The 19,925-nt window shown below is 73.1% G+C and carries 17 protein-coding genes; 3 read left to right on the top strand and 14 right to left on the bottom strand.

The annotated features are described in order from the left end of the window. Positions 1–294: 294 nt before the first annotated feature. Positions 295–1,101 (top strand): glycerophosphodiester phosphodiesterase family protein, encoded by an 807-nt coding sequence (locus ADK60_RS17215; RefSeq protein ID WP_053647003.1) that lies wholly within the window; start codon positions 295–297, stop codon positions 1,099–1,101. Then, positions 1,098–2,513, top strand: coding sequence for an MFS transporter (locus ADK60_RS17210; protein WP_053647001.1), 1,416 nt, complete (start codon positions 1,098–1,100; stop codon positions 2,511–2,513). The genes ADK60_RS17215 and ADK60_RS17210 overlap by 4 nt, the downstream gene beginning before the upstream one ends. 108 nt (positions 2,514–2,621) lie before the next feature. Here ADK60_RS17210 and ADK60_RS17205 read toward each other — a convergent pair whose 3' ends face one another. The 5 genes from ADK60_RS17205 to ADK60_RS17185 all read right to left on the bottom strand — a co-directional run bounded on the left by ADK60_RS17205 (position 2,622) and on the right by ADK60_RS17185 (position 8,334). Continuing rightward, positions 2,622–3,641, bottom strand: coding sequence for an LLM class flavin-dependent oxidoreductase (locus ADK60_RS17205; RefSeq protein ID WP_053646999.1), 1,020 nt, complete (start codon positions 3,639–3,641; stop codon positions 2,622–2,624). A gap of 203 nt (positions 3,642–3,844) precedes the next feature. Continuing rightward, positions 3,845–4,843 (bottom strand): type I glyceraldehyde-3-phosphate dehydrogenase, encoded by a 999-nt coding sequence (gene gap / locus ADK60_RS17200; protein ID WP_045940809.1) that lies wholly within the window; start codon positions 4,841–4,843, stop codon positions 3,845–3,847. 201 nt (positions 4,844–5,044) lie between these two features. Further along, positions 5,045–6,004: a GlxA family transcriptional regulator gene (locus ADK60_RS17195; protein WP_045940810.1), complete on the bottom strand. Its 960-nt coding sequence runs from the start codon at positions 6,002–6,004 to the stop codon at positions 5,045–5,047. 112 nt (positions 6,005–6,116) lie between these two features. Beyond that, entirely contained in the window at positions 6,117–6,872 is a 756-nt protein-coding gene (locus ADK60_RS17190) for a hypothetical protein (protein ID WP_159400471.1), read from the bottom strand. A 148-nt stretch (positions 6,873–7,020) separates the two neighbouring features. Continuing rightward, complete coding sequence (locus ADK60_RS17185) at positions 7,021–8,334, bottom strand: type III PLP-dependent enzyme domain-containing protein (protein WP_053646997.1); 1,314 nt, start codon at positions 8,332–8,334, stop codon at positions 7,021–7,023. Positions 8,335–8,496: 162 nt separating this feature from the next. Between ADK60_RS17185 and ADK60_RS17180 the strand changes: the two genes are divergently transcribed. Continuing rightward, complete coding sequence (locus ADK60_RS17180) at positions 8,497–9,234, top strand: hypothetical protein (RefSeq protein WP_053646995.1); 738 nt, start codon at positions 8,497–8,499, stop codon at positions 9,232–9,234. Positions 9,235–9,288: 54 nt separating this feature from the next. Here the strand turns inward: ADK60_RS17180 and ADK60_RS17175 are convergent, their stop codons facing one another. From ADK60_RS17175 to gcvPA, 9 genes are all read right to left on the bottom strand, one after another. Further along, positions 9,289–10,119 (bottom strand): serine protease, encoded by an 831-nt coding sequence (locus ADK60_RS17175; protein ID WP_053646993.1) that lies wholly within the window; start codon positions 10,117–10,119, stop codon positions 9,289–9,291. 80 nt (positions 10,120–10,199) lie between these two features. After that, positions 10,200–11,813: an amylo-alpha-1,6-glucosidase gene (locus ADK60_RS17170; protein WP_053646991.1), complete on the bottom strand. Its 1,614-nt coding sequence runs from the start codon at positions 11,811–11,813 to the stop codon at positions 10,200–10,202. Next, positions 11,813–12,655 (bottom strand): carbohydrate ABC transporter permease, encoded by an 843-nt coding sequence (locus ADK60_RS17165; protein WP_053646989.1) that lies wholly within the window; start codon positions 12,653–12,655, stop codon positions 11,813–11,815. The genes ADK60_RS17170 and ADK60_RS17165 overlap by 1 nt, the downstream gene beginning before the upstream one ends. A gap of 9 nt (positions 12,656–12,664) precedes the next feature. Further along, positions 12,665–13,639 carry a carbohydrate ABC transporter permease gene (locus ADK60_RS17160; protein ID WP_079008438.1) on the bottom strand — a complete coding sequence of 325 codons (975 nt, stop codon included), beginning with the start codon at positions 13,637–13,639 and terminating at the stop codon, positions 12,665–12,667. Next, positions 13,636–14,970 (bottom strand): ABC transporter substrate-binding protein, encoded by a 1,335-nt coding sequence (locus tag ADK60_RS17155; RefSeq protein WP_079008437.1) that lies wholly within the window; start codon positions 14,968–14,970, stop codon positions 13,636–13,638. Before ADK60_RS17155 ends, ADK60_RS17160 begins: the two co-directional genes overlap by 4 nt. Before the next feature lie 134 nt (positions 14,971–15,104). Beyond that, positions 15,105–15,854, bottom strand: coding sequence for an SDR family NAD(P)-dependent oxidoreductase (locus ADK60_RS17150; RefSeq protein WP_045940822.1), 750 nt, complete (start codon positions 15,852–15,854; stop codon positions 15,105–15,107). Then, positions 15,851–16,957, bottom strand: coding sequence for an ATP-NAD kinase family protein (locus ADK60_RS17145; protein WP_234371121.1), 1,107 nt, complete (start codon positions 16,955–16,957; stop codon positions 15,851–15,853). Before ADK60_RS17145 ends, ADK60_RS17150 begins: the two co-directional genes overlap by 4 nt. Before the next feature lie 14 nt (positions 16,958–16,971). Continuing rightward, entirely contained in the window at positions 16,972–18,558 is a 1,587-nt protein-coding gene (gcvPB, locus tag ADK60_RS17140) for an aminomethyl-transferring glycine dehydrogenase subunit GcvPB (protein WP_079008436.1), read from the bottom strand. Continuing rightward, positions 18,555–19,904, bottom strand: coding sequence for an aminomethyl-transferring glycine dehydrogenase subunit GcvPA (gcvPA, locus tag ADK60_RS17135; protein ID WP_053646985.1), 1,350 nt, complete (start codon positions 19,902–19,904; stop codon positions 18,555–18,557). Before gcvPA ends, gcvPB begins: the two co-directional genes overlap by 4 nt. Between the last annotated feature and the right edge of the window lie 21 nt (positions 19,905–19,925).

Genomic DNA, 19,925 nt, shown 5'->3' with positions numbered 1-19,925 from the left:
TCCGCGGGACACGGATCTTCTCCAGTACCGGCCCGAACCGCGTGCAACCCGCCCGCTGCCCCGGCGTGACGACCGGGGACAGCGGGCGGCTCCGTTCCCGCACTTTGCAAAGTCCCGCACACTTTGCAAAGTGCGGGACTTTGCAAAGTGTGCGGCTTTGCAAAATGCCGGAAACAGCCGCCCCGACGACGCCGAGCCCCCGCCCCGTTACAGCTTGACAGCAAGTGTCACAATGTAACGCGCGCGGGGCCGGCAGGCCCGGCGGTGACCGATTCCAGCAGCTCGGAGCACGTCATGCACCCCTTCCTCGACCATCCGGGGCCGCTCGCCTTCGCGCACCGGGGTGGTGACCTCGGGCGGCCGGAGAACTCGCTGGCCGCGTTCGAGGCCGCCGTCGCGCTCGGGTACCGGTACCTGGAGACGGACGTCCACGCCACCGCCGACGGCGTCCTGGTGGCGTTCCACGACAGCCGGCTCGACCGGGTCACCGACCGCACCGGGGTGCTGGCCGAGCTGCCGTGGCGCACCGTGCGGGAGGCCAGGATCGGCGGAACCGAGCCGGTGCCGCTGCTGGAGGACCTGCTCGACGCCTTCCCCGAGGCCCGCTTCAACATCGACGTCAAGGCGGCGCCCGCCGTCGGCCCGCTGGTCGAGGCGGTGCGCCGGACCGACGCCTGGGACCGGGTCTGCGTCGGCGGCTTCTCCGACGCCCGGCTCGCCGCCGTACGGGCCGCCGCCGGGCCCCGGCTGGCCACCTCGCTCGGCCCGCGCGAGGTGGCGCGGCTGCGGCTGCGCTCGCTGGCCGGGCCGCTCGGGCGCGGCGGCGGGGCGCCGTGGGCCGGGACCTGCGCCCAGGTGCCCGAGCGGCACAAGGGCGTCCGGGTGGTCGACCGGGCCTTCGTCCAGGCCGCGCACCGCCTGGGCCTGCAGGTTCACGTCTGGACTGTGGACGACGCCACACGGATCCGGGCTCTCCTCGACCTGGGTGTGGATGGCATCATGGCCGATCGCATCGACGTCCTGCGCGATGTCCTCCGCGAGCGCGGATGCTGGCCCCACGGCGGCAACGGCTCCAGCACGGTGATAGGAACCGCCCCATGAGCACCGCGACCGACCTGCCGGAGCATCCGGCGACCGCCACCGACGACGGCCGCGCGCTGCGCCGCATGCAGTTCGGCTGGTACATCAACGACTGGGCCAACGCGGCCTTTTCCGCCACCGTCCTCACGGTGTTCCTCGGGCCGTACCTGACCTCCATCGCCAAGGAGGCGGCCGACGCCCAGGGCAATGTGCACCCGCTGGGCCTGTCGATCCGGGCGGGCTCGTTCTTCCCGTACACGGTGTCGTTCTCGGTGCTGCTGTCGGTCGGCGCGATGCTGCTGCTGGGGACGGTCGCGGACCGCACCGGGCGGCACAAGGAGCTGATGTGCGGCGCCGCGTACGTCGGCTCGGCCGCGACGATGGGCATGTTCTTCCTCGGCGGCGACCGCTACCTGCTCGGCGGCGGCCTGCTGGTGGTCGCGAACATCGCGTACGCGGTGTCGGTCGCGCTCTCCTACGCCTACCTCCCCGGCCTGGCCTCGCCCGACGAGCGGGACGCGGTGTCCTCCAAGGGCTGGGCCTACGGCTACGCGGGCGGCGGCCTGCTGCTGATCGCGAACCTGGCGCTGTTCCAGGGCCACGACGCGTTCGGGCTGTCCTCCGGCACCGCCGTGCGGATCTGCCTGGCCTCGGCCGGGCTGTGGTGGGCGATCTTCACCCTGGTGCCGCTGCTCCGCCTGCCCTCGCGGGCCGGGGTGCTCCCGGGGCGGCCCGGAGTGCCTTCGGCGCGTGACGGGGGCGCCGGGGACGGCAAGGACGCCGAGCCGGCCGCCGGGAGCCTGCGCGAACTCGGCCGCACCCTGCGCGGCATGCGCCGCTACCCGCTGACGCTGCTCTACCTGGGCGCCTTCCTCTGCTACAACGACGGCATCCAGACCGTCGTCTCGCAGGCCTCGCTGTACGGCAGCGAGGAACTGGGCATGGACCAGACCTCGCTGGTCGTCGCCGTACTGCTGGTGCAGATAGTGGCGATCGGCGGCGCGCTGCTGCTCGGCCGGATCGCGCACCGCTTCGGCGCCAAGAGCACCATCCTCGGCTCGCTGGTCGGCTGGGTGGTGACGCTCGCGCTCGGCTACTTCATGCCGGCCCACCAGCCCGCCTGGTTCTACGCCCTGGCCTGCATGATCGGCCTGGTGCTCGGCGGCAGCCAGGCGCTGTCCCGCTCGCTGTTCTCGCACATGATCCCGGCCGGCCGGGAGGCCGAGTACTTCAGCGTCTACAAGGTCAGTGACCGCGGCACCAGTTGGATGGGCCCGCTGGTCTTCGGCCTGGCCTACCAGATCACCGGCAGCTACCGCTCGGCGATCATCTCGCTGCTGGTGTTCTTCGTGATCGGCTTCGCCGTACTGCTGCGGGTCCCCGTCCGACGCGCGATCGAGGCGGTCGGCAACCCGGTGCCCGAGCGCCTCTGACCGCACCGGGAGCGAACGGAACAGAACCGCACGGAACGGGGCGGGGGCCCTTGCAGCCCCCGCCCCGTTCCGTTGACCCCGTTGTGCCGCACGCCGCGTGGCGGCCGGTCAGGCGGTCGGCTTCCAGCCGAGGGCCGGGGCCAGGTGGGCGGCGATGTCGGTGAGGATCTGGACGTAGTCCTCGTGGCCGAAGGTGAACGGGAGCGCGAAGACCACCTCGTCCACCTCGCGGAAGCCCGCGTGGGCGGACAGCTGCTCGGCGATCGCGGCGGAGGGGCCGACCAGGTCCCGGGCGAACATGGTGCGCGCCGGGCCCTGCGGGGTGGCGGTCCGCGGCGTGCGGGCCCGGACGTAGTCCTCGTAGCGCGCCCGCTGCTCCGGGGTGGCGCTGTCGGTGGGGATCACCACCAGCCCCTGCGAGACCCGGGCCCCGGCGCCCAGCGGGTGGTGGGCGCGGAAGGCCGCGATCTGCGAGCGCTGGATCTCGGCGAAGTCCTCCGACTCCTCGGCCCGCACCACGTTGCTGGTGAGCAGCGAGAGCCCCTGCTCCCCGGCCCAGCGGGCGGATCGCAGGCTCCCCCCGCCGTACCAGAGGCGGTCGGCCAGGCCGGGCGAGACCGGCTGGACCCGGTCGGAGTAGACCTCGATGCCCTCGACGCCGCTGAAGTCGGTGGCGGGCTCGCCGCGCAGGAAGCCCAGCAGCCGGCGGACCCGCTCGTAGCCGAAGTCCTCGGCCTCGGCGGTGTCCGGGTACAGCGCGCCGGACACCCGGTCCCAGTGGCCGGGACGGCCGACGCTGACGCCCGGGTTGAGCCGGCCGCCGGACAGCAGGTCGGTGGTGGCGAGGTCCTCCGCCAGGCGCAGCGGGTTCTCCCAGCCGACCGGGACGACCGCCGTACCCAGTTCGATCCGGCGGGTGCGCTGGGTGGCGGCCGCGAGCACCGCGACCGGCGAGGAGATGCCGTACTGGAGGTGGCGGTGGCGCACCCAGGCGCTGTCGAAGCCCAGTTGCTCGCCGAGTTCGATGAGCCGCAGGGTCTGCTCGTGCCCCTGGGCCGGGTCGGCGGGGTCGAACAGTCCGATGGTCAGGAATCCCAGCCTGCGCAGGGGCCTCGCGTGCGACGGCACCGGTGTCCTCTTTCCTCGGCGCCCCCGGGCGCCGACGGTGACCGGCCGGGCGGCGTGCCGTCCACCGTCACACACCGGCCGGGGGTGCTCAAGGGCCGCCGGGGATTCGTCATCGGGCGCAACATCCCTGTCACGCCGCCGTTCTCGAACCACCGGGGGCCGTCCCGGGGTGGTCCCGGAACGGCCCCTGGCGGTAGGCCCGGTCAGCCGCGGGCGAGCAGCTCCAGGGTGTCGATGACCCGGTTGGAGAAGCCCCACTCGTTGTCGTACCAGGCGACGACCTTGACGTGCCGGCCGTCGACCCGGGTGAGCGCGGCGTCGAAGATCGAGGACGCGGCCTCGCCGGTGATGTCGCCGGAGACCAGCGGCTCGTCCGCGTAGTCGAGGATGCCCTTGAGCGGGCCGTCGGCGGCGGCGCGGTAGGCGGCGAGCACCTCGTCGAGGGTGACCTCGCGCTCGACCGTGGTGTTCAGCTCGACGATCGAGCCGACCGGGACCGGCACCCGGATCGAGTCGCCCGAGAGCTTGCCGTCGAGCTGCGGCAGGACCAGGCCAATCGCCTTGGCGGCGCCGGTGGTGGTCGGCACGATGTTGACGCCGGCGGCGCGGGCCCGGCGCAGGTCTCGGTGCGGCCCGTCCTGGAGGTTCTGCTCCTGGGTGTAGGCGTGCACCGTGGTCATGAAGCCGTGCTCGATACCGGCCAGCTCGTCCAGCACGGCGGCCAGCGGGGCCAGCGCGTTGGTGGTGCAGGAGGCGTTGGAGACGATCACGTGCGCGGCCGGGTCGTAGTCCGCGGTGTTCACGCCGTAGGCCAGGGTGACGTCCGCGCCGTCGGACGGGGCGCTGACCAGGACCCGGGCGGCGCCGGCCTTCAGGTGGGCGCGGGCGGCGTCCGCCGAGGTGAACCGGCCGGTGGCCTCCAGGACGAGGTCGACGCCGAGCTCGGCCCACGGCAGGGCCTCGGGGTCGCGCTCGGCGAGCACCTTGATCCGGCGGCCGTCGACGACCAGCTCGTCCCCCTCGACGGCGACCGGGTGGCGGAAGCGGCCGAGCGCGCTGTCGAAGCGGAGCAGGTGGGCGAGCGAGTCGATGGGGGCGAGGTCGTTGACCGCGACCACCTCCAGCTCGCTGCCGCGCTCCACCAGGGCGCGCAGGCTGTTGCGGCCGATGCGGCCGAACCCGTTGATGGCGATGCGGGTCATGGAGGGCTCCCTCTGCGGTTCCGGGCGGTGCCGGGGTGCTCCGGGGTGGTGGCCCGGGGCGTTCCGTCGTGTGCTGACACCTCCATGATCCGGACTCCGCCGCAGGCCGGACAGGGGCTGGATCGACACGGTCCGCAAGGATCCCGCCAGACTCCTCGCCAACGGTCGCAAGGATCCCGCCACCGCTCTCTCGGCGCCCGCTCAGCCCTCGGCGCGGGCCGCGAAGGTGTGCCGGTACTCGGTGGGCGAGGTGCCGAGGACCCGGTGGAAGTGCAGCCGCAGGTTCGCCCCGGTGCCGAGCCCGACCCGGTCGGCGATCTGCTCCACCCCCAGGTCCGTGCGCTCCAGCAGCTCCCGCGCGAGGTCCACCCGGGCCCGCAGCACCCACTGCATGGGCGTGTAGCCGGTGTCCTCCACGAACCGCCGTGAGAAGGTCCGCGCCGAGACCCGCGCGTGCCGGGCCAGGCCCTCCAGCGTGAGCGGCTCGGCCAGGTGCGCCAGCGCCCACTCCCGGGTGCCGGCGAAGAGGTCGCCGAGCGGCTCGGGCACGCTGCGCGGCACGTACTGGGCCTGGCCGCCGCTGCGGTAGGGCGCGGCCACCAGCCGCCGCGCGACATGGTTCGACAGGCCCACCCCGTGGTCGCGCCGCACCAGGTGCAGGCACAGGTCGATGCCGGAGGCCGCGCCGGCCGAGGTGAGCACCGCGCCCTCGTCGACGAACAGCACGTTCTCGTCGACCCGGATCCGCGGATGGCGTTCCGCCAGGACCTTGGCGTAGTGCCAGTGGGTGGTCGCCCGTCTGCCGTCGAGCAGCCCGGTGGCGGCCAGGGCGAAGGCCCCGGTCGAGATGGCCGCCAGCCGGGCTCCCCTGGCGTGGGCGGCGACCAGTGCCTCGACGACGGCGGCCGGCGGCGCGGTGGTCGCCGGATCGCGGTAGCCGGGGACGAACACGGTGTCCGCGTGCTCCACCGCCTCCAGGCCCTCGGCCACGTGGTACGACAGGCCGTCGCCGCCGGCCACCAGGCCCGGTGCCGGACCGCAGACCCGGACCGTGTAGGGCATGCTCGGCCGGCTGGAGAACACCTGCGCGGGAATGCCCACGTCCAGCGGCTTCGCCCCCTCCAGTACGAGCACGGCGACCCGGTGCTTCCCTCGGCCCATCGGGCCGCCTCCACTCCCCCGCGGCCGACCCGGGCGCCGCGGCACGCCCCGGCCGGCACGGTACCGACCGCAAGCATCCTGCCATCAGCCGGGGCCTGCCGCGCCGGTCCGGTCAGGGCGCGGCGGGAGCCGGACGGGCGGTGCGGGGCAGCAGGGCCGGGACGGCCTCGCTCTTCACCAGCCAGGCCACGCCGAAGGCGAACACCGACACCGCCTCGCCGAGGTAGGGCAGGGTCAGCGGCCAGTCCCGGGCCAGGTGCAGCACCCCGGCCACGGCGACCGTCAGCACGCCGGCCACGATCACCCAGCCGCAGACCAGGTACACCCAGTCACGCGCCGGACGGCGGCGGCCGGCCGCCGGGGAGTCCGCGAACAGCCGCAGGCAGAAGTACCCGAGCACCCCGAACAGGCCGGCGGCGAAGGCCAGATGGAGCATTCCCACGGTGGTCTGGACACCGCTGGGGTGCGGCACCAGGGCGGACGGCGGCTCGGTGGGGAACAGGGCCACCCCGATCGCCAGCACCCCGGCCACCGAGCTCAGCCGGTCCTCCCGGCGGTCGTGGCGGTAGCAGATGAGGAAGACGCCGACGGCGCACAGGCCGCCGACGAAGACGTTGCGCATATGGGTGTAGTAGGACGCGCTCATCGAGTCGAGCAGCGCGATCCGGGCGGAGGTGAGGCTGTTGCCGAGCGGCAGGGCGATCGGCAGCAGGAACCCGAGGACACCGACGCCGAGGCGCAGGCGCCGCACGGTCCGGACGTCCTGGGCCCTGGGGTCGGGATCCGCGAGGGTCCTGGCTTCGGGGGTCCTGGCTCCGGGAGTCCGGGATTCGGGGGTCCGGGATTCGGCAGGGGGGTGGGCGGACATGACGAGGCCTCCTTCGACATGCTGAGGCTGTCTGCACCGCGGCCGGGACGGCGGCCGCGGCAAGGTGATACCCGCCCGCCACCGTCCGGGAACCCCCTTCCGGCCTGCTGTTCTGACACACCGTCACGATCTTGACGGGGTGGCGGCGTCAGCCGACCGGCCGGAGCAGTTCCTCGATGCCCTGCGCCCGGCGCAGCGGTACGAACCGCACCGCACCCGCCGCATCCACGGTGAAGCCGTGCACCGCCGGCTCGGGCAGGCTGTTGTACTGGAAGTGGGTCGTCGCGTAGTAGGCGCCGGTGTCGAGCAGCGCGACCAGGTCGCCGGGCTCCAGCAGCGGCAGCGGGCGGCCGACCGCGACCAGGTCCCCGGCGAAGCAGCACGGCCCGGCGACGTCCTGCGGCACCGGCGCGCCGTCCTTCTGCGCGCCGGAGGGGTGGTGCGCGGTGATCCGCAGCGGCCAGGCGTCCGGCATGAACACCGTGCGGGTCGCGACCTGGGCCCCGGCGTGGGTGAGGGCGATCCGCCGGCCGCCGGAGGTCTTGGTGTACTCGACGTACGCGGCGGTGAACCCGTTCTTCGCCAGCAGCGAGCGGCCGAACTCGGTGGCCAGCCGGTAGCCGCCACCGAACAGCTCCGGCACCCGGGCCCGCAGCAGTTCGGCGTACCCGGCGAAGGTGGGCGCGGTGGTGTCGTCGGCGAAGTTGACGGGCAGCCCGCCGCCGAGGTCGATGCCCACCACCTGGCGGCGCCCCAGTTCGCCGTTCACCCGCTCGGCGAACGCGACGGCCCGGGCGACACCCTCGGCCATGAGGTCGAGCGGGCAGCCCTGGGAGCCGACGTGCACATGGACCCAGCTCAGCCAGGGGCGTTCGCGGAACGCCTCCAGCAGCCGCTTCTCGTTGCCTTCGTCGGCCAGCCCGATCCCGAACTTGGAGGTCGCGGTGGCGGTGCTCATCGCCCCGATCGTGCCGCCGCCGATCTGCGGATTGACCCGGACGCCGATCCGGGAGGCGGAGGCGCCCGCCCGCAGGATGTCGTCGGCGCGTTCCAGCTCCTGCCAGTTGTCGATGTTGACGGCGACCCCCGACCCCAGTGCCGCGGTCAGCTCCCGCCGGGTCTTGGCGGGCGAGTCGAGGACGATCCGGTCCGGCGCGAAGCCCGCCGCCAGTGCCTGGGCGAACTCGCCGGGGCTGGCCACCTCGCAGCCCATGCCCAGCTCGCGCAGCCGGGCCAGCAGCGGGACCAGGCAGTTCGCCTTGGCGGCGAAGGTGTGCAGCACGTCGAGCGAGGCCGGGAAGGCCGCCCGCAGCTCGGCGACGCTCGCCGCCACGCCGTCGAGGTCCACGAAGGCGGCGAGCAGCGCGTCCTCGGGATCGAGCAGCCGGTGCCGCACGGCCTCCCGCAGCACACGTTCACGACGGTCGGCGAACCGGTCGTCGACAGGGTGAGGAAACGTCATGACCCGGTACTCCCCCGGCTCGTCGGGTGGTCGGGCGTCCAGTCTGCCCCAGGCGTTGCAGTCCGGTGACACGGAAGGCCCGATTCCGTCGATTGTTCGCACTACGTTCGATCGTGCACAGCGCCGCACGGCCACCCAGCACACCGCTCAGGAGACCCCCCATTGTCCCGCAAGGCCACCCACCGCCCGACCACCGTCCGCACGCTGGCGGGAGCGATCCTGACGGTCGCCCTGATCGTGCCCGTGGCGACGGCCTGCGGCCCCGACTCCGACGCGTCCGCCACCTCGGCCGCCACGACAGCTGCCGCCGTGCCCACGGCGACCGCGCCGACGACACCGGTCGCCACCGCACCGAGCACACCGGCCGCCACGACCACCGCGACCAAGCCCGCCACCGCGACACCGACGGGCACGCCCACGGCCACGCCCACCGCCACGCCCACGGTGACCGCACCCACGACGGCCACCACGGCCAAGCCGAAGTCCCCGGGCAAGAGCTTCCCCCTGGCGGACGGCATCAGCACCGCCGAGGTCCAGCCCACCGGGAACCAGAACTACACCGCCAGGATCGTCGCCCGCGGCTCCGTCCTGGCCACCCTGGAGACCAAGGACGCCGACGCCGGTCTGGACGCCAACGACATGTTCGTGGTGCTCTCCGTCGACGGCACGGTCCACTCCTGGACGGGCGGCGCCCACCAGGGCCCGGGCACCTTCAAGCTCGCCGGCGGCTGGACGGCCAAGGTCACCAAGGTCGGCGAACTCCACTACCGGGCGCAGATCCTCGGCCTCGACAACGCTGTGAACGACACCCTGGACGCCGACCAGCACGACATCGGCGCCGTCGCCAACGGCTCGTACATCGTGCTCACCGCGGGCGGCCGGATCAGCGCCCACATGTGAGACCGGCCGAGACCGACCGGGACCGACGCCGCGGGCGCGAACACCGGACGGACGCTACCTGGCAGTACCGGGGGCCGGGGCACCGCCGGCCGGGGCCGGGCGGGACGCGGCGAGCCGCGTGCCGGCGCGCTCGGCGTCGATCCAGGAGCGCAGGGCGCCGACCCGGGTGTAGACGCCGGCATATCCGGCCTGACCGCAGCCCCGGCCCCAGGAACTGATGCCGACGAGAACGCCGGAGAGGACGAGCGGGCCGCCGCTGTCGCCCCGGCAGGCGTCCTTGCCGCCGGCGTCCTCCCCGGCGCAGAGCATGCGGTCGGTGATGACCGTGGCGCCGTACTCGGTACGGCACTTGGCCCGGCTGATGAGGGGCACCGGGACGACACGGGCGGCGGCGACGAGCGGGCCGTCCGAGGTCGTCGCACCCCAGCCGGAGACCCGGGCGGTACCGGTGGACGGGTCGTTGCCGTTGGCCGCGAGCGGGACGGTGGCGATGCCGGCACCGAGCGGCAGCGCCTTGGTGAGGCGCAGCAGGGCGAGGTCGTAGTCGATCGTCGAGGCGTTGTAGGAGCCGTGCGGAACGACCTCCGCGACGCCGACCAGCACTCCTCCGGAGGCATGGATCAGGGTGCCGGCCCGGACCCGGAGTTCGGTCGGGGCGGCGCCGGCGACGCAGTGGGCGGAGGTGAGGATCCAGGTGGCACCGATGACGGTGCCGCCGCAGACGTGGGTCGGCCTTCCGATCGAGACCAGGTAGGGGGCCTGCCCCGGGGGCAGCACCGTGCCCCCGACGACGGCGTTCGCCGGGGCCGCGGCGGTCAGTGCCGCCGCGGCGGCGAGGAGGGTCGCCACGAGGACGACGACGGTGTTCCTGAGCCGGGTTCGCACGGTCGGTACTCCCTGTCCGTTGCCGATGTTCCTCCGTTCGCAAGCAGCAAGACTAGTGACGACGCATCAGGTCTGTCCGGTCAATAGGGAGAGTCTGATTGTCGGTCCGCCCGGGCGAGGTCGACGAACAGCGCCGCGGACCAGCCGAAGCCGGAGGTGGCCCGGGCCGCCCGGGTGCCGGTGCGGGGGTTCCAGTACTCGTAGAGGCCGCCGCCCTCGCGGACCATGGCGAGGGTCCGTTGGCGCAGCTCCTCGGCGGTGTCCGGGAATCCGGAGCGGTGCAGGCCCTCGATCAGCAGGTAGTTGATATTGAGCCAGACCGGGCCGCGCCACATCGCCTCCGGGTCGAAGGCCGGGTCGTCGAAGGCCACGGTGGGGACGGGCCGTTCGCCCCAGTAGGCGGGTGAGCGCAGGGTGCGTTCCAGGGTGGCGGCGATCCCGGCGGGCAGTCGGCCGGTGAACAGGGGCATCAGGTCGAGCGCGGTGCGGACGGGCACGGGGGCGCCGGCCGCCAGGGTGGTGAAGCGGGTGCCGTCCCAGCGGCGGGCGACCAGGAGGTCGGTGTGGGCGGCGGCGCGCGAGCGCCAGTCGGCGGCCTCGGCGGTCCGGCCGAGGGCATCGGCGATGTCGGCCAGCCGGTCGGCCTCCAGGACCAGGTAGGAGTTGAGGTCGGGGGGTTCGGCGCGGGGGCCGTAGTCCCAGACCGGGCTGTCGTCGAGGCCGGACGAGTAGGGGTGCAGGTATTCGGGCAGGCCGTCGCCGTCCGGGTCGGAGGCGGCGAACCACCACCGGTGGGCGCGGACCAGCCGGGGGTAGGCGGCGGCGAGGAAGGGCAGGTCGGGGTCGGTTTCGTGGACCTTCCAGACGGCCCAGGCGGCCAGCGGCGGTTTGGTGACCGGCACCGGTTCGGGGGTGGGCCGGGCGCCGTTGGCGGTGCCGACGTGCTCGGCGAGCCGGGCGTGGTCGGCGCGGGGCAGGTCGGTGGTGTCGGCGAGCACGCCGTTTTCGTGCACCACGTCCGGGAGTCGGCCGTCGGGCAGCTGGTGGTCGAGGAAGAGCAGGATCTGGTCCCGGGCGAGCGCCGGATCGGCGTGCCGCAGGGCGACGGCGTGGAAGAGCGCGTCCCAGTTCCACACGCCCACGTAGCCGTACTTGGACGGGACGAGGCCCTCGCGGCCGGCGATCGGCAGCAGGTTGACGGCCAGCGTCCACCAGGCCGTCCGGGCGGCCGCGGCGAGGTCGGGGCGGACGGCCGGCATCCGGGCGAACCACGCCGCCCAGCGGGCCTCGGCAGCGGCGCGCACGGCGGGGGCCGACCACTCCCCCGGCGGCCCGTGCAGGACGTGGCAGCCGTCGAGCGCGAGCGCCCGTTCCGTGCCGTCCGGCAGCCGCCAGGAGGCGTGCACGCCGTGCCCGGCGAGCACCAGGGTGGCGGGGTCGGCGAACAACAGCGTTGCCCCGCCCGCGAATTCGACCGCCGCGGGGGTCGCGGAGCGGACAGGCAGCGGGTGCCCGTCCGCATCGCGCAGCACCAGCCCGGTGAGTTCGACGGTGTCGGCGAGCCGGGTCTCGTACTCGGCCCGGGCCACCCGCAGCCCGTCCGGGCCGGCGGTGACCAGCAGCCGGGAGCCGCGTTCGGTGAACGGCCGCTCGTCCAGGTCGAGTTCGACGGCGCAGGTGGGGGCGGTGGACATCAGCGGCCTCCCAGGCCCGAGGAGGCCATGCTGTTGAGGATCTTGCGCTGCCCGATCAGGAAGGCGATCAGCATCGGCACCACGGTCATCGCGGAGAGCGCCGCGGTGAGCCCGTAGTCGACGCCGCCGCGGCCGGAGTTGAAGGAGTCGAGCAGCAGCGGGACGGTGAACAGCTCCGAGGTGTTGAGGAACACCAGCGGGAAGAAGTAGCTGTTCCAGCTGGCCAGGAAGACGATGATGCCCAGCGTCCACAGGCCGGGCCGGATGTTGGGCAGCACGATCCGCCAGAAGATGGTCCAGCGGCCGGCGCCGTCGATCCGGGCCGCCTCCTCCAGTTCGACCGGGACGGCCCGGATGAACTGCCGGAGCAGGAACACGGCGAACGGGTTGGCGATCGCCGGCAGGATCAACGCCAGGTGCGAGTCGATCAGTTGGAGCTTGGCCAGCATGATGTACAGCGGCACGATGGTCACCTGGGCCGGCACCATCTGGGTGGCCAGGAACAGTCCGAACAGCGGCCCGGAGCCCCGGAACGGGATCCGGGCGAAGGCGTAGGCGGCCATCGCGCCGGTGAACAGGGTGGCGGCGACGGTGATCGCCGCGATGTACATGCTGTTCCAGTACGCGCGCCCGATCGGCACCTCGTTCAGCACGTCGGGGTAGTTCTGCGCGCGCCAGGGCGTGGGCAGCCAGGACAGCGGCTCGTTGATCATCTGGCTGACGCCCTTGAAGGAGGTCAGGACCATCCAGACGAAGGGGAAGAGCATCAGCAGGCCGCCGAGGACGAGCCCGGTGTGCAGGAGGAGCTGCCGGGGGGCGGTGGAGTGGCGGACGGTGGTCATGGCGGCGCCTCAGGACTCGTAGTGGACGAAGCGCTTCTGCGCCTGGAACTGGACCGCCGTGACGATCAGGGTCAGCAGCAGCAGGAGCAGGGCGGCGGCGCTCGACAGTCCGAAGTGGAACTCCCGGAAGCCCTGTTGGTAGACCTTGTAGACGATGGTCTGGGCGCCCTCGTTGTGGTCCGGGTTGACCAGGACGTAGACGAGGTCGAAGGCCTGGAACGAGCTGATCACCGACACCACCACGGTGAAGAAGACGGTGGGCGACAGCAGCGGCAGGGTGACCGAGCGCAGGGTCTGCCAGGGGCCGGCTCCGTCGATCCGGGCGGCCTCCAGCAGATTGGTCGGGACGGTGGCCAGCCCGGCCAGGAAGATCACCACATTGAGGCCGAGCGAGGACCAGACGGTCACCACCGAGACCGCGACCACCACCCAGTCGGGGTCGGCCAGCCAGTCGGGCAGGGTGATCCCGAGGATGTCGTGGACGGTCCCGTTGAGGATGCCGTCGGCGCCGCCCCCGAGGATCATCTGCCAGATCACCGACACCGCGACCGAACTGGTCACCACGGGGAGGAAGTAGACGACACGGTAGGCGGTCCGCCCGCGCACCCCGTGCAGGGCGAGGGCGATCAGCAGCGCCAGGGCGAGGCCGCCGGGCACGGTGATCAGCCCGATCTTGAGGGTGTTCCACACCGCCCGGCCGAACTCCGGATCGGTCAGCTGGGTGCGGAAGTTGTCCAGTCCGACCCAGGTCGCGTCGCCGAGGCCGTCCCAGCGCATGAAGGAGAGGACCACGGCGAAGCCGAGCGGGCCGACCAGGAAGACCAGCAGGCCCAGCAGTTGGGGGCCGAGGAAGACCAGGGCCCACCGCCGGTCGCGGCGGCGCCAGAGCGGCTCGCGGCCGCCGCGCGCGGTGGGGGCGCTGCCCGCCGGGCCGGCGGCGGGACGCTCCCGCCGCCGGGCCGCGGCCTGGGTGGGGGCGCTCACCCCTTGTTGCCCTTCATGCCGTCGACCAGGGTCTGGAGCTGGGTCATGCCCTCGTCGAAGCCGGTCTTGCCCTCCCAGATCTTCATCAGCTGGTCGTTGATGGCCTTGGTCAGACCGGGGACGGCCACCTCGTCGGGGTAGTTGGCGAAGCCCCGGTCGCGGACGTCCAGGAAGGTCTTGGCGTGCGGCGGGTAGTTGCCCTCGGTGACCAGGCTCTCGGCGCCCCGGACGGAGGGGACGGCGCTGCCGCCCTTGAGCCGCAGCTGCTGGCCCTCCTTGCTGACGAACTCGGTCAGGAAGGTGAAGGCCTCCTTCGGGTGCTTGCTGTCCTTGTTGACGGTCAGGTAGGAGGCGGCGACGGCGCCGGGTATCGGCTGCCCGCTCTCGGACGGGAACGGCACGATGTCGTAGCTCTCGCGGTCGCCGCCCTTGTCGATGCCCTCGATGACCCAGCGGCCGCCGGCGTAGAAGCCGGCCTTGTGCTTGATGAACTGGGTGGCCGCGCCGTTGCCCTCGGGCAGCAGGTCGGCGGAGGCGAAGGTCTTGTCCCGGTAGCCGTCGGAGAGGGTCTTCAGCGCCTGGCGGGTCTTCGGGTCGGAGGTGGCGACGAACTTCCCGCCGTCCCACACCTTGCCGCCGAAGCCGTTGACGACGCTGTAGTTGGCGCCGTACCAGTTCCAGAAGATGGTGCCGGTCCGGTCCGCCGCCTTGAGCTTGGCGTTCATCTCCAGGAACTTCGCCGTGGTCCACTGGCCGGCCTCGTTCAGCGCGGCCGGGTCCTCGGTGATGCCGGCCGCGGCGAGGGCCTTCTTGTCGAACCAGAGCACCTCGGGGTTGGTGTCGTTGGGGACGCCGTAGGTGACGCCGTCCTTCTTGGCGCCGCCGTAGATGCCCTCGAAGAAGTCGGCCGGCTTGCTGCGGCTGTCCGGTCCGGCGAGCTGCTGGTCGAGCGGGGAGAGCACGCCGTCGGCGACCAGCTTGCCGATGTAGTCGTCACCGACGTAGAAGACGTCCGGTGCGGTCTTGGAGGTGAGCTGGGTGAGCAGCTTGGGGTGGTAGTCCTCGTAGGAGGCGACCTGCTCCAGCTTGAGGGTGATGTTCGGGTACTTCTTGGCGAACTCGTCCGTGAAGGTCTTGAAGACCGCCATGTCCTCGGCCGAGCCCCAGGTCGACCAGCGGATGGTGACCTTGCCGCCGTCGGCCTTGGCGTCGCCGGCGCCGCCCGCGCCGTTGGTTCCGCTGCAGCCGGTGACGGTGACGGCCAGTGCCGCCGCGGCGGCGACCAGGGCTGTTCTTCTCGTGAACCTCGTCGGACTCGTGAAAGCGGACATCGGATGCCTCCTGGGCTTTCGTGAGGGTGGGGTGTCGCGAAGGGGGGTGGTACCTCGGTGCGTGCTGGGGGTGGTGCGTCCGTACCTGGAGCGGGTGGTGCGTCCGTACGTACGTGGAGCGGATGGTGCGGGTGTCAGGCGAGGCCGCCGCCGTCGACGACGAGGGCGGAGCCGGTCATGTAGCTGCTGGCGTCGCCCGCCAGGAAGAGCACCGCGGCGGCGATCTCCTGCGGCGTGCCGGCCCGGCCCATCGGCCGGTCGGCGGCGTCCTTCTCGAACACCGCCCACTCCTCCTGGAGCTGGCGCGCCTCGTCGCGCAGCATCGGCGTCATGGTGTCGCCCGGGTTGACGGAGTTGACCCGGATGCCGGCGGCCGCGTGGTCGATCGCCAGCGCGCGCGTCATGTTGACGACCGCCGCCTTGGAGGCGCAGTAGGACAGCGCGTTGCCGCCGCCCTTCAACCCCCAGCCGGAGCCGGTGTTGACGATCGACCCGCCCTCGGTCATGGCCGGCACGGCGAAGCGGCACATCAGGTAGACGGACCGCACGTTGACGGCCATCACCCGGTCCCAGTCGTCGGCGGAGATCTCCAGCGCGGTCTGGCGGCGGATGATGCCCGCGTTGTTGAACAGGACGTGCAGCCCGCCGAAGGTCTGCACGGCGATGGTGACGATCCGTTCGCAGTCGGTCTCCGAGGAGACGTCGGCGCGCACCGCCACCGCCCGGCCGCCGGCCGCCTCGATGCCGCGGACGACCTCGCTCGCGTCCGCGAGGTCGGCGACGACCACGGCGGCGCCCTCGGCGGCGAACAGTTCGGCGGTGGCCCGGCCGATGCCGGAGGCGCCGCCGGTGACGATGGCGACCTTGTTGCGCAGGGTGTTCATGAAAGCTCCTCACTCGCCGAACTGATGCGGTACAGCACTGATTCACGGTGTCCGGTGACCACCCGGACGTGGCCCTCGAACGCGGCGTCGGCCCGGGGGTCGCCGCTGTCGACCAGCAGCGGCCGCCCGCCGAGCGCGGCCAGCTTCTGCTGGGTGGCGAGCACGACGACCCCGGCGAGCGCGGCCAGGACCCGGGGACTGAACTGCTGGTTCCCGCGCCCGATCACGAAACCCTGCCCACCGATCACCGACAACACACCATGCGTCACCTGTGACATGGCAATGGCATGCAGCCGCTGCTCGGTCACGTCCGGGGCGAGCAGGGCGCCGTCCCGGACCACGTCCACGCCGAGCGGTGTCAGCGCCAGCCCGAGCGCCCGCCCGACGGCGAGCGTGGTGGCGCCGGGGCCGAGCGCGTAGGCGGTGCCGGGACGCATGCCCGCCACCACCGCGCGGGCGATGGACTCGGCCGAGCCGGGCGGCGCCGCCGAGGAGCCGGTCTTGCGCCCGCTCAGCCGCTCCCGGGCCGCCGGCACCCGCAGCGTGCCGTACAGCCGGGCGCCGACCAGGCCCGCGCGGTGGCCCTCCTCGTCCAGGTCGACCACCTCCGCGTCGACGGTCCGGCCGTCGAACCCGGCGGCGGTCGCGCCCGCCGCCGCCGGACTGACGGCGAAGCAGCCGGAGTAGACCTTCACCCCGGCCGGGACGCCGAGCACCGGTGGGCGCGGCCCCGCGTCCAGGACGTCGCGCGCCGTCCCGTCACCGCCCGCGAACAGCAGCAGGTCCACCTCGCCGAGCGCCGAGACCGCCGCCCGGGTGTCGGCCGCGCCGGTGGCCGATGCCCCGGTGGACGCCGATGTCGCGGGCGGACGGTGCGCGAGCCGGTACGGGACGCCCGCCGCCCGGGCGCTGTCCTCCCCCATCGGCCCGGCCACGGTGCGCACCAGGACGTCCGGGCGGCGGGCCCGCAGGGCGCGCAGCGCGGCGGCCGCGCGCTCGGCCGCCCGGGGGACGGCGCCCAGCGCGAGCGCCCTGGCCTGGATGTCCGTCCCGTCGCTGCCCTTGAGGGCGACGGCTCCGCCGAGGCCGGCGACAGGGTTCACGATCAGGCCGACGATCATGCCCGGGGCTGCCCGCCGTGCTTGCGGCGGTAGGCGCGCCAGCTGGGCGACCACTGTGCCGGGTCGTCCAGCGAGGCCGGGTCGATCCGGTGCACCGTCTGCCGGTAGGGCGCGTTGCGGACGAACTCCGGGTCCTTGCGGGCCTCGTCGGCGACATGGGCGAGGATCGCCGCGTACTCGTCGAGGTCCTCCCTGGAGTAGGACTCGGTGGGCTCCAGGGTGAACGGTTCGGGCACCACGTACGGGTGGTGGCTGGTCCAGTAGTGCACGCCGAAGTCCGCCGCGCGGATGCCGATCTCCTCGGAGTGGACGCCGGTCTCCTCGGTCAGCTGCTGCCAGGAGTAGCGGACCTGCTCGACCCGGCGGCGGTCGGCCCACGGCACCGAGGCGCCGGGGATCCGGGCGACCTTCGCCAGCAGGTAGTTGTTGTTGAGCACGGCCGTCTCGGCGACCTCGCGCAGGCCCTCGGCGCCGAGCGCCATCACCCAGGCGTAGGCGCGCACCACGTTGGGGGTGACGCCGAGGAAGGGGCGGATCTTGCCGACCGAGCGCTCGGGGGTGGTCAGGGTGAACACCTCCTGCGCCCCTTCCGCGGCCTCCACCCGGTCGACGACCGGCCCGGGCAGGAACGGCACCAGCGCCGCCGAGACGCCGCAGGCGCCGGCCGCCGGGCCGCCGCAGGCGTGCGGGGTGGAGAAGGTCTTGTGCAGGTTGAAGTGGCACAGGTCGAAGCCCGCGTCCCGGGCCCGGGTGATGCCGAGGATGCCGTTGGCGTTGGCCTGGTCGTAGCAGGCCAACCCGCCGGCCTGGTGCACCAGGTCGACGAACTCCTTGATCCGCGGGTTGAAGATCCCGGTGTCCTCCGGGTTGGTGATCATCAGCGCGGCGGTGCGGGGCCCGACCGCCGCCCGCAGCGCCTCCAGGTCCGGGTTGCCGTCGGCGTCCGGCATGAGGGTGATCACCTCGTAGCCGGCGACCTTGGCGCAGGCCGCGTTCGAGGGGTGCGAGAACATCGTGGTGATCACCTGGTCCCGCTGCCCGCCCTCGCCCCGTGAGGCGTGGTAGGCGCGGATCATCGCGATGTTGGCGTAGATCGCCGCGGAGCCCGCCCCCGGTTGCAGCGACACCCGGGCCATGCCGGAGATCTCCTTGAGGATCTGCTCCAGCCGCCAGTAGATCTCCAGCACGCCCTGCACGGTGGACTCGGGCTGCAGCGGGTGCAGCGCGGCGATCCTCGGGTCACGGACGAAGGAGTCGTTGACCTTGGGGCTGTACTTCATGGTGCAGGTGCCCTGGCCGACGTCGATGTTGAAGTCCGCGCCGAGGGTCTCCTGGGAGAGCCGCAGGTAGTGCCGGACCACCTGGTTCTGGGAGAGCTCGGGCAACGCCGGCGGGGTGTGGCGGGCGATCGACTCCGGCAGTTCGACCAGGGGAGCGCCGGGCGCGGGCACGCCCACGCCGCGCCGACCGGGCCGGGACAGCTCGAAGACGACCTCCTCGTCCCAGCGGGCCTGGTGGAAGCGCCGCAGGCCCGGCTTGGGGGTGACCGGCAGGCTGGCGAAGGGTTCGGTGTGCGAGCTCACTCGGCGCCTCCCAGGGCGGAGAGGGCGTCCTTGACGGCCGCCGCGAGGGTGTCGATGTCGGCGATCGAGTGCCGTTCGGTGACGCAGACCAGGACCTCGCGGTCCCCGAGCCGCACGCCGCCGAGGATGCCCCGGCCGTGCAGGTCGGCGAGCAGCGCGTCGGCGTCCGGCACCTCCACGGCGAACTCCCGGAAGTGCACGGCCTCCTGGTGCCGGACCACGGCGCCGGCCGAGGCCAGCGCCCGCATCGCGTAGCGGGTCCGGGCGAGCACGGTCTCGCCGATCTCCCGCATCCCCTGCGGGCCCATCAGCGCGAGGTAGACGCCGGCGGTGATGCCCCACAGGGCGGCCGCGGTGCCGACCCACTCCTTGCCCTCCTCGCGCAGCGCGAACGAGGTCCGGTCGTAGAAGACGTCGCCGAAGCCGTACTCGCCGGGCACGGCCGTCGGGGCGATGCCGAACAGCCGGGACGGGAACTCGGCGACCAGCCGCTCGTCGTCGTGGCTCGCGATGAACCCGGCCTGGCCGCCGCCGTACTGCGGGTGCATGCCGAGCGACTGGATGTCCCCGCAGACCAGGTCGGCGCCGTAGGAGGCGGGCGGGGCGAGCACGCCGAGCGAGATCGGGTCGGTGCCGACGACCAGCAGCGCGCCGACGCCGTGCGCCAGTTCGGCCAGCTCCCGGCCCCGGGTCTCGACCACGCCGTGCACGGTGGGCGTCTCCAGGTAGAGGGCGGCGAAGGTGTCGTCCAGCCGCACCTCGCCCATCTCCCCGGAATCGGCCACGGGCGCGAGTTGCACCTCGACGTCCGGGGTGAGGTAGTCGCGGATCTTGGCCAGCTTGTCGGCCGCGATCGCCCCGCTCACCAGCACCTTGGAGCGTCCGGTGCGGCGCGCGGCCATCCGCAGGGCCGTCCCGGTCGCCTGGTAGCCGTCGTAGACCGGGACGTTGACGACGTCCATCTCCAGCAGCTCGGCCATCATCGAGACGTACTCGAAGAGGGCCTGGAAGCGGCCGTGGTCCTCGTAGGGCTCGCCCGCGTAGGCGGTGAGGAACTCGCCCCGGCCGTTGACCTCGTCGCACACCGCCGGGACGTGGTGGTGGTAGCAGCCGTGGCCGAGGAAGCTCAGCAGTTCGGCCGGGTGGGTGTTGCGGGCCAGCAGGCCGTGCAGGTGCCGGACCAGGCCGGGCTCGTCGGTGTAAGGCGCGGGCAGGTCGAGCGGGCGGTCGAGCCGGAGTTCGGCGGGGATGTCGCGGTAGAACTCGGCGACGTCGGGGGCGCCGATCTCGGCGAGCATCGCCGCCCTGGTCTCGGGCCCCGCGTTGGGGATGTAGGGATGGGCCACTGGCACTCCTCGGGTCAGGGC

This window comes from Streptomyces sp. XY431 (assembly GCF_001279805.1).
Lineage (GTDB): Bacteria > Actinomycetota > Actinomycetes > Streptomycetales > Streptomycetaceae > Kitasatospora > Kitasatospora purpeofusca.
This window is presented reverse-complemented; position numbering and strand designations above follow the sequence as displayed.

Coding starts and splice junctions, on each gene's coding strand:
- ADK60_RS17185 (WP_053646997.1), bottom strand. CDS start 8,334: ATGACGTTTCCTCACCCTGTCGACGACCGGTTCGCCGACCGTCGTGAA.
- ADK60_RS17170 (WP_053646991.1), bottom strand. CDS start 11,813: ATGTCCACCGCCCCCACCTGCGCCGTCGAACTCGACCTGGACGAGCGG.
- ADK60_RS17165 (WP_053646989.1), bottom strand. CDS start 12,655: ATGACCACCGTCCGCCACTCCACCGCCCCCCGGCAGCTCCTCCTGCAC.
- gap (WP_045940809.1), bottom strand. CDS start 4,843: ATGACCCGCATCGCCATCAACGGGTTCGGCCGCATCGGCCGCAACAGC.
- ADK60_RS17155 (WP_079008437.1), bottom strand. CDS start 14,970: ATGTCCGCTTTCACGAGTCCGACGAGGTTCACGAGAAGAACAGCCCTG.
- ADK60_RS17215 (WP_053647003.1), top strand. CDS start 295: ATGCACCCCTTCCTCGACCATCCGGGGCCGCTCGCCTTCGCGCACCGG.
- ADK60_RS17195 (WP_045940810.1), bottom strand. CDS start 6,004: ATGGGCCGAGGGAAGCACCGGGTCGCCGTGCTCGTACTGGAGGGGGCG.
- ADK60_RS17210 (WP_053647001.1), top strand. CDS start 1,098: ATGAGCACCGCGACCGACCTGCCGGAGCATCCGGCGACCGCCACCGAC.
- ADK60_RS17150 (WP_045940822.1), bottom strand. CDS start 15,854: ATGAACACCCTGCGCAACAAGGTCGCCATCGTCACCGGCGGCGCCTCC.
- ADK60_RS17190 (WP_159400471.1), bottom strand. CDS start 6,872: ATGTCCGCCCACCCCCCTGCCGAATCCCGGACCCCCGAATCCCGGACT.